The sequence below is a fragment of the Pseudorhizobium xiangyangii genome, from assembly GCF_020531965.1.
GTDB classification, from domain to species: domain Bacteria; phylum Pseudomonadota; class Alphaproteobacteria; order Rhizobiales; family Rhizobiaceae; genus Neorhizobium; species Neorhizobium xiangyangii.
In genome coordinates, this window is record NZ_JAJAWH010000095.1 from 1 (window position 1) to 1,266 (window position 1,266).

Sequence of the window (1,266 nt, forward strand, 5' to 3'; positions counted from 1 at the left end):
CACGACGATATCGACGCTGGGGGGCAGCTCTTTCGGTCTTAACATCACGCAAGACAGCGTCATACAGGGCAACCGACTTAAGATCTCCACACATGGGTTCCGCTCGCTTGGGATCAACGGCGACGCTGGGGGCACTATTCATCTAACCGACTCGCTTATCACGACGAGCAGCACTTTTGCCCAAGGCATAAAGCTGAATACAGGCAGCACTGCGGTCTTGAAAGATACATCTATCGAAACCTCCGGAGCGTACGCGACAGGTATCTCCTTGGGCGCAGGAACGCTCGACGCCACGGGTGTCAGCATCGTCACACATGCCGGTGATTCGCCAGGTATTTGGGTCGGAGCCGGTGGCGCGGCCAACTTTAGTGAGGGTGTCATCAAGACCATAGGAAGCTATGCCACAGGCATCGCCGCGCAAACCTCACGCAATTTAACAATTGACCATACAATTATTTCCACGAGTGGAAATAATGCACGTGGACTGATGGCCCTCAGTGGAAGTGAGATTCAAGGCGATAACCTTACAGTCACCACCGTCGGTTACCAATCATACGGGGCGGATGCCAAGTCTCAATCTACAATTGACCTTACTGGTTCAACGATATCGACAAAGGGCGAGTTGGCGGCTGGCTTACAAGCCTCAGACCGAGGCACGATCAACTACGTCGATGGCAGCATAAGAACTGAGGGTGTGCACAGCTACGGAGCGCGGGCCGACGCGGGTGGCAGAGTGACCATCACCAATTCGGACGTCGTTACCGCCAATGACGGTGCCTATGGGCTTAGTGCCGGAGGAGCAGGAAGTACACTTGTAGCATCCAATGTCAGCATCACAACTGGTGGCACGACGACGTCAGACTGGCTGAATACCTCCTCCGCAGTCGTCGCCGAATACGGTGGACGGCTAGGCATAGATATTGGCACAATCGTCACCACCGGCAATTCCAGCATGGGGATGCTTGCACAGTCGCGCGGCACCAACGCGTTTGCCACCACCGCACTCTCGGGGTCCAATCTTCGAATAACGACATCGGGCGATCTTGCCCACGGCGTCACTGCATGCTCCGTCTCGTCGACAACTTCCCAGAACTGCACCGATGCCGCTATCCTCCCCAATGAACTGATTGACTTCACAGACACGCCGGAAGTAACGGTCGATCTCACGAATAGTATTGTGAACACATCCGGCAATGGCAGTCTCGGCGTGCATGTTCTTGGGACCAATGCTCATGCCACGCTGACAGACGTCGATATCACAACAGC

The 1,266-nt window shown here is 55.1% G+C and carries 1 protein-coding gene; it reads left to right on the forward strand.

Going from position 1 to position 1,266, the window contains the following annotated elements; genetic code table 11:
• Window positions 1-1,266: hypothetical protein (locus LH464_RS24340; RefSeq protein ID WP_226788973.1), on the forward strand; the 1,266-nt coding region annotated here is incomplete at both ends.